General features: G+C 70.7%; 7 protein-coding genes. 3 read left to right on the forward strand and 4 right to left on the reverse strand.

The window, feature by feature from the left end:
• Positions 1-97 precede the first annotated feature (97 nt).
• The 3 genes from GWK16_RS24795 to GWK16_RS24805 all read left to right on the forward strand — a co-directional run bounded on the left by GWK16_RS24795 (position 98) and on the right by GWK16_RS24805 (position 2,882).
• Entirely contained in the window at positions 98-853 is a 756-nt protein-coding gene (locus GWK16_RS24795; RefSeq protein ID WP_170056661.1) for an SGNH/GDSL hydrolase family protein, read from the forward strand.
• A 164-nt stretch (positions 854-1,017) separates the two neighbouring features.
• Positions 1,018-2,394, forward strand: a complete 1,377-nt coding sequence (locus GWK16_RS24800; RefSeq protein WP_170056662.1) for a leucyl aminopeptidase family protein — start codon at positions 1,018-1,020, stop codon at positions 2,392-2,394.
• Positions 2,395-2,480: 86 nt separating this feature from the next.
• Positions 2,481-2,882 (forward strand): MarR family transcriptional regulator, encoded by a 402-nt coding sequence (locus GWK16_RS24805; RefSeq protein ID WP_170056663.1) that lies wholly within the window; start codon positions 2,481-2,483, stop codon positions 2,880-2,882.
• A 96-nt stretch (positions 2,883-2,978) separates the two neighbouring features.
• Here the strand turns inward: GWK16_RS24805 and GWK16_RS24810 are convergent, their stop codons facing one another.
• Genes GWK16_RS24810 through GWK16_RS24825 form a run of 4 tightly spaced genes read right to left on the reverse strand, consistent with a single transcriptional unit; the run spans position 2,979 to position 7,022 of the window.
• Positions 2,979-3,911: a 2-hydroxyacid dehydrogenase gene (locus tag GWK16_RS24810; RefSeq protein ID WP_170056664.1), complete on the reverse strand. Its 933-nt coding sequence runs from the start codon at positions 3,909-3,911 to the stop codon at positions 2,979-2,981.
• Positions 3,911-4,378 (reverse strand): hypothetical protein, encoded by a 468-nt coding sequence (locus GWK16_RS24815; RefSeq protein ID WP_170056665.1) that lies wholly within the window; start codon positions 4,376-4,378, stop codon positions 3,911-3,913. Before GWK16_RS24815 ends, GWK16_RS24810 begins: the two co-directional genes overlap by 1 nt.
• Positions 4,375-5,982 carry an ABC transporter ATP-binding protein gene (locus tag GWK16_RS24820; RefSeq protein WP_170056666.1) on the reverse strand — a complete coding sequence of 536 codons (1,608 nt, stop codon included), beginning with the start codon at positions 5,980-5,982 and terminating at the stop codon, positions 4,375-4,377. Before GWK16_RS24820 ends, GWK16_RS24815 begins: the two co-directional genes overlap by 4 nt.
• A complete protein-coding gene (locus tag GWK16_RS24825) occupies positions 5,982-7,022 on the reverse strand; it encodes an ABC transporter permease (RefSeq protein ID WP_170056667.1) in 1,041 nt (346 codons plus the stop codon). The genes GWK16_RS24820 and GWK16_RS24825 overlap by 1 nt, the downstream gene beginning before the upstream one ends.
• Positions 7,023-7,378: the final 356 nt, after the last annotated feature.

Genomic DNA, 7,378 nt, shown 5'->3' on the forward strand with positions numbered 1-7,378 from the left:
ATGGCCGCCTCGACACCTCCCGCCTGCAGGCCACCTTCGGCGCCTCCCTCCCACCCTGGACCGCCGGCCTCGCTCGAACCCTCGCGGCTCTCTCCCCTTGATCCAGCGGCGTTTCATGGCCGCCCTCGGCGGTCTCGTCCTCGGTCTCGCCGGCCGGCCGGCGGACGCTTCGACCGAGGCGTGCCCCGCCGTGCCAATGCCGGCGCTGTGGGTGCCGAGTTTCGCCGCCGCCGTCGCGCGGGGCGGGGCGGTGAAGATCGTGGCCTTCGGGTCCTCCTCGACCGCCGGCGCCGGCGCGACCCTGCCCTGGCGCAGCTATCCGGCCGTGCTCGAACGCCAGCTCCGGCGCGCCCTGCCGGGGCTCGCCATCACGGTCATGAACCGGGGCGCGGGCGGCGAGGATGCCGTCCAGATGATCGGCCGCATCGAGTCGGATGTCCTCGCGGACTCGCCGGACCTGGTGATCTGGCAACTCGGCGCCAATGCGACGCTGCGCGGCCTGGATCCGGGGACCTTCCGCCGATTGCTGCTGCAGGGGCTCGAGCGGTTCCGCCAAGCCCGCGTCGACGTCGTGCTGATGGACAACCAACGCGCGCCCCGCATCGCCGCGCAGCCCAACAACGGCGTCTATGACGCGATTCTCGCCGAAGCCGCCGCAACCCAACCGGGCGTCACGTTGTTTCGCAGGGGAGCGCTGATGGATTCGCTGGCGACGCGAGGTGTGTCGCACGCCGCCCTGTTGGTCTCGGACGGTCTGCACCACAACGACCGTGGCTACGCCTGTCTTGCCGAAGCGCTCGGTCGCGGATTGGTCGAGGGTTTGGCGGTCGGAACGTTGCGCGCCCGCCGCTGATCGGGCGCAGACCCGATCGTGAGTATGCATTCCTTGCGTTGCGCCTTATGCATATCGCTCTTGCGTAATGGATGCCTTGGATTCAGGGGCGCAACGGGCGCATTATAAACATAACAATTTCGTGAATTTTCGCGCCACGCAGCGAGAACGCTCGGGAGTCATCGATGCTGGAAGGCCTGGTGGCCAATGCGACGGGAGCCTTGCCGCTGCACGCGGTCCGTGCGGAGGGCCTGATGGCCTTCCTCGACGGGCAGGCGAGCAGCGCAGCGGCGTTCCTGCGCGCCACCGGCTTCTCGGCACGCCCCGGCGAGCTGGCCCTGCTGCCCGGGCCGGACGGCCTCGCGGGTGCGGTCATCGGTCTCGGGGCCGATAATGTGGCGTCCTTCGGCGCTGCCCCGCGTGCCCTGCCGGCCGGATCGGCCTGGCGTCTGACCGCGGGCCCGCAGCAGGATTCCCTCGCGACGATGGGCTGGGCGCTGGGCGCGTATCGCCCGCGGCGGCACAAATCCGGCGGGCCCGCGCCCGCTTTGCTCGAGATCCCGGCCGACGGCGCCGAAGGCGTCATGATGGCCGAGGCGATCTGCGCCGCCCGGGACCTGATCAACGCTCCGGCCGCCGACCTCGGCCCGAAGGAACTCGCGGAGGCGGTGGCGATGCTCGGCGCCCGCCACGGCGCCGCCTGCGAGATCATCGAGGGTACGCCTCTCGACTCCGGCTTTCCCGCCGTCGCTGCCGTGGGGCAGGGCAGCCCGCGGGCGCCGCGCGTCGCCGTGCTGCGCTGGACCGGCGCGGCGGACGGGCCATTGATCGCGCTGTGCGGCAAGGGCGTCTGCTTCGACACCGGTGGGCTCGACCTGAAGCCGCCGTCCTCGATGCTACGCATGAAGAAGGACATGGGCGGCGCCGCGGTCGTGCTCGCAGTCGCCGAGATGGTGATGCGCCGCGCGCTGCCGGTCCGCCTGCTGGTGCTGGTCGGCGCCGTCGAGAATGCGGTCTCCGGCACCGCGATGCGGCCGCTCGACGTGCTGCGTACCCGCAAGGGCCTCAAGGTCGAGGTGACGAACACCGACGCGGAAGGCCGGCTCGTCCTCGCCGACCTGCTTGCCTACGCGGCCGAGCAGGACCCGGATGCGATCATCGACTGCGCGACCCTGACGGGGGCGGCGCGCACCGCCCTCGGGCCGGATCTTCCGGCCCTGTTCAGCCATGACGACGCCCTGGCGGCGCGGCTGGTCGCTGCCGGGCAGGAGACCGGGGAGCAGATGTGGCGGCTGCCGTTGCACGCCGGCTACGATGGCTGGCTCGACAGCAGCATGGCCGACCTCGTGAATTCGGCGACGAAGCCGATGGCCGGCGCGATCACCGCAGCGCTTTTCCTGCGGCGTTTCGTGCCGGACAGCATCCCGTGGGCGCATCTCGATCTTTATGCGTGGAACGATGCGACGCGCCCCGGGCGACCGGAGGGCGGGGAAGCCCAGTGTGCCCGCGCCATTCTTGCAGCCATCCCCGAGATCCCACGCCGGCCCACTCGCGACGCGTGACTTTCCGGCGAGCGGCCACCGCCCGGCCGCTACAACGGCCCCGGCAGGACCCTCCGCCCCAAGCCTCCAGCAAAGGGAAGACCCAGATGACCAACATCACCAACCCCGACCAGCAGATCGGCATCCTGCGCGAGACCATCGTCGCCCTCGTCCGGGACGACGGGCCGGATCTGTCGGCCCGCCAGCTCGCGGTGCTGCTCACCGTCTATCTCAGCGAGGGCCCGCACACGGTCCGCGGCCTCGCCGCCGACCTGAACGTGTCGAAGCCTGCGATCACCCGTGCGCTCGACCGGCTTGGCGAACTCGACCTCGCGCGCCGCAAGGTCGACCCGGCGGACCGTCGCAGCGTGCTCGTGCAGCGCACGCCGAAGGGCACGACCTTCCTGCAGAACCTGCGCACCGTGATGATCGAGGCGCAGAAGGGCACGGCCGACGCGAAGCTGCTGCCGCCGCAGGCGAGCGGCGAGCCGGCGCTGCGCGCGGTCTGAACCGGCCCCGGCGGGGCGGCGACGAGCCGCTCCGGTCCGCCAGGACCACGAACGGCGCGAGGGGCACTCCCTTCGCGCCGTTCGCATGTCCAGGGCTCAGTAGCCGGCGGAAAAATCCACCAGGTTGATCAGCGGCCGGCCGTCCCGGGCGCGATGGATGTTCTCCACCACCTGCGGCGCCGCGCTCGAGGGAATGGTGATGGACGCCGCATGGGGCGTCAGGATCACCTTCGGATGCGACCAGAAGGGGCTGTCGGCGGGCAGGGGCTCGGGTTCGAAGACATCGAGCGCGGCGCCGGCGAGATGGCCGGAATCGAGCGCGGCCAGTACGTCGGCCGCGACCTGATGCCCGCCGCGCGCGGCGTTGATGAGGAAGCCGCCGGGCTTCATTGCGCCGAGCAGCTTCGCGTCGATCACGCCGCGCGTCTCGGGCGTCAGCGGCAGCAGGCAGACCAGCATGTCGGCCTTCGCGGCCATGGCCACCAAGCCGTCCGCGCCGTGGAAGGTCTCGACGCCGTCGACCTGCTTCGGCCGGCGCGACCAGCCCATCACCGGGAAGCCGAGCGCCCGTAGCGCGCGGGCCGCGTCGGAGCCGAGCTCACCCAGGCCGAGGATGCCGATGCGCCGCGCCGAGGTCTCGGGCGCCGGCAGTTCGAACCACACCTTGCGCGCCTGCTGGTCCCGGTAGTCCGGGTCCTGCCGGTGGAAGCGCAGCACGTTCAGCAGCACCCATTCGGTCATGCCCTGGGTGAGGCGCGTGTCCACCAGCCGCGCGACCGGCACGCCCGGCGGCGGGCCCGGCGGGCGGAACAGGTGATCGACGCCCGCGCCCATCGACACGATGACCTTGAGATTCGGGTAGCGGCGCAGCTCCATCATGTCGTGCGCCGTCCAGACGACCGCGGCCTCGATGTCCTCGGGGGCGCCGGCCTCGGGGAAGAGGCGGATCTCGAGCGACGGATCGACGGCCAGCAGCGCCGCCTTCCAGTCCTGCATCGTGTGTGCCTTGGTCGAGAGCAGGACCGCCATCAGGATTGACCCTTCAATTCGTTGTCGATCGCCGTCGCGAAGTCGCGCCAGGAATCGCGGCGCGTCGCCGCGCGTTCCGTGCCGTCGGGCATCTTCGCGTAGAGGCTGAGCACGCCCTTCGCCCACAGCGCGTCGAAATGCGCCGGGGATTGCAGGCCGAAGGCGGCGGTCCGTTCGAAGACACCGTCCTTCACCTTCGGCATGACCTTGGACAGCCACCACCAGCAGCCGGCCGCGAGCACCACCAGGCCGAGCCAGGATCCGCCCTGCGCGATGCCCAGGTCGGCGAGCAGCGGCCCGCCGATCTTGAGCGCCAGGAAGGAGCCGACGAGCACCACGGCTGGCGGCCAGATGTTCTCCCACGACCGGTAGACCGGGGATCCGGGCGAGTTCATCTGACGGATGCTCACGCCGAGCTTCACATGCCCGCCGTCCAGCAACGCCTTCAGCGTGTCGAGTTCGCTCAAATCCTCAGCCCCGGTGCCGTCTCTGCCCGCAGGTCGAAGGCTGCGGCCATGAGGGCCCGGGTGTAGGCTTCCCGCGGCGCGGCGACAACATCGGCCGCCGCCCCTTCCTCCACGACCTTGCCGTCCTTCAGGACGATGATCCGGTGCGCCATGGCGCGGACCACGCGCAGGTCGTGGGAGATGAAGAGGTAGGCGAGCCGGTGCTTCTCCTGCAGCCCGCGCAGCAGGTCGACGACCTGGGCCTGGACGCTCACGTCGAGCGCCGAGGTCGGTTCGTCCAGCACCAGGAAGCGGGGCTTGAGCACCAGGGCGCGCGCGATGGCGATGCGCTGGCGCTGGCCGCCGGAGAACTCATGCGGGTAGCGCTCGGCCATCTCGGGCTGCAGGCCGACTTCCTCGAGCGCCGTCGCGACGGTGGCGGCGCGCTGCTGGCGGGTCAGGCCGGGCTCGTGGACCGCGAGGCCTTCACCCACGATCTCGCCCACGCTCATGCGCGGGGAGAGCGCGCCGAAGGGGTCCTGGAAGACGATCTGCATGCGCCGACGCAATGGGCGCAGGTCCGACCGGGCGAGGCCCTGGATGTCGCGGTCCTCGAACCGGATCGCGCCCCGGCTCTCCTCGAGCCGCAGCAACGCCAGGCCCAGTGTCGTCTTGCCCGAGCCGGATTCGCCCACAAGCCCGACCGTCTCGCCTTCCCGCACGCCGACGGTCACGCCGTCGACCGCGCGCACCTCCGCCACCACGCGGCGGAGCAGGCCGCGCCGGATCGGGAAGCGGACCTGGATGGCGTCGCCGCGCATGACTTCGGGTGCCGCATCGGCGACGGGCGCCGGCGCACCGCGCGGTTCGGTGGCGAGCAGCATGCGCGTGTAGTCGTGCTGCGGGCTGGCGAAGACCTCGGCGACCTTGCCCTGTTCGACGGCGCGCCCGTCCTTCATCACCACGACGCGGTCCGCGTGCTTCTTCACGATGTTGAGGTCGTGGGTGATGAGCAGCAGCGCCATGCCGAGCTCGCGCTTCAGCCGTTCCAGCAGCTCGAGGATCTGCGCCTGGATGGTGACGTCGAGCGCGGTGGTGGGTTCGTCCGCGATCAGCAGCTTCGGGTCGTTGGCGAGCGCCGCGGCGATCATCACGCGCTGGCGCTGGCCGCCGGACAATTGGTGCGGATAGGCGCCGAGGCGGTCCTCGGCCTTCGGGAAGCCGGCACGGCGCAGCAGCTCGATCACCCGGGCGCGCAACGCCGCGCCGGCGAGGGGCTGATGCAGGGTGATGGCCTCGCTGACCTGGCGCTCGACGCTGTGGAGCGGGTTGAGCGAGGTCATCGGTTCCTGGAAGACCATCCCCGCGACGCCGCCGCGCAACCGGCGCAGTTCCGCATCGGGCGCGGCCAGCACGTCTGTGCCGTCCAGCATGATGCGGCCCGCCGGGTTCGCCCCGGCCGTCGGCAGCAGCCGCAGGCAGGACAGCGCCGTGACCGACTTGCCCGAGCCGGATTCACCGACCAGCGCGACCGTCTCGCCCTTCTCGACCGCGAAGGAGACGCCTTCGACCACGCGCTTGCCGCGGAAGGCGACGGAGAGGTTCTCGACCGTCAGCAGCGTCATCAGCGCCCGCCCCCCGGCAGCTTGCGGGGATCGAAGGCATCGCGCACCGCCTCGCCCACGAAGATCAGCAGCGTCAGCATGCCACCCAGCACCACGAAGCCGGTCATCGCGAGCCAGGGCGCGGTCAGGTTGTTCTTGCCCTGGTTCACCAGCTCGCCCAGCGAGGGCGAGCCCGGCGGCAGGCCGAAGCCGAGGAAGTCGAGGCTCGCCAGCACCGTCACCGACCCCGACAGGATGAAGGGCAGGAAGGTCAGCGTCGCCACCATCGCGTTCGGCAGGATGTGGCGGAACATCACCACGGGATCGGAGACGCCCAGCGCCTTCGCCGCGCGCACGTAGTCGAAGTTGCGACCGCGCAGGAACTCCGCCCGCACCACGCCCGTCAGGCCCATCCAGGAGAACAGCAGCAGGAAGATCAGCAGGACCCAGAAGGACGGTTCGATCACGGAGGCGAGGATGATCAGCAGGTAGAGCTGCGGCATGCCCGACCAGATCTCGATGAAGCGCTGGAACAGCAAATCCGTCAGCCCGCCATAGAAGCCCTGCACCGCGCCTGCCGCGATGCCGACGACGGAGCTCACGATCGTCAACGTGAAGCCGAACAGAACCGAGATCCGGAAGCCGTAGATCACCCGCGCCAGCACGTCCCGCGCCTGGTCGTCCGTGCCGAGCCAATTCTTCGCCGAAGGCGGCGAGGGGGCCGGCTGCCCGAGGTCCCGGACCACCGTCCGGTAGGAATAGGGGACCAGCGGCCAGACCATCCAGCCGCCCTTCGCCTCGAACTCCTCGAGGAAGCCGCGGTCGTGCCAGTCGACACCGGTGGGCAGGCCGTCCTCGACGATGTCGCTCTCGGCATAATCCGCCAGAACGGGGACGAACCAGCGCCCGTCCACTTTCGCGACCAGGGGACGATCATTCGCGATGAACTCCGCGAACAAGGTCACGAAGAACAGGAAGCCGAAGATCACCAGCGAGATATAGCCACGCCGGTTCGCACGGAAATTCGCGAGGCGCCGACGGGTGAGGGGGGAAAGCGTCATGGCGCTGCTCCGCCGTCGCGGGAGGGCGCTGCCCTCCCGCACCCACCCGCCAAAGGCCTAAAGGCCCTTGGAACCCAATACTTGGCCGGTTGGAGGGAGGGGCAGGGAGCGGCCGCCGGATGCGGAGCGCGCTTGGCGCCCCTCCCTCCAACCGGCCAATTCACGGTGTGCGGGGGGGCCTTGGGCCCCTTCGGGGGGGGGGGGGGGGGGGGGGGCCCCCCCCCCCCCCCGCCCCCCCCCCCGCCAGAGCCCGAAAGGCCTCTGCACACCAGGACTTGATCGCGGATTTCGGGGAGGGGCATGGCATGCGCGTCGCGCTGGGCGCACCGGTGATGCCCCTCCCCGAAATCCCCGAT

The organism is Neoroseomonas marina (assembly GCF_012927745.1).
Lineage (GTDB): Bacteria > Pseudomonadota > Alphaproteobacteria > Acetobacterales > Acetobacteraceae > Neoroseomonas > Neoroseomonas marina.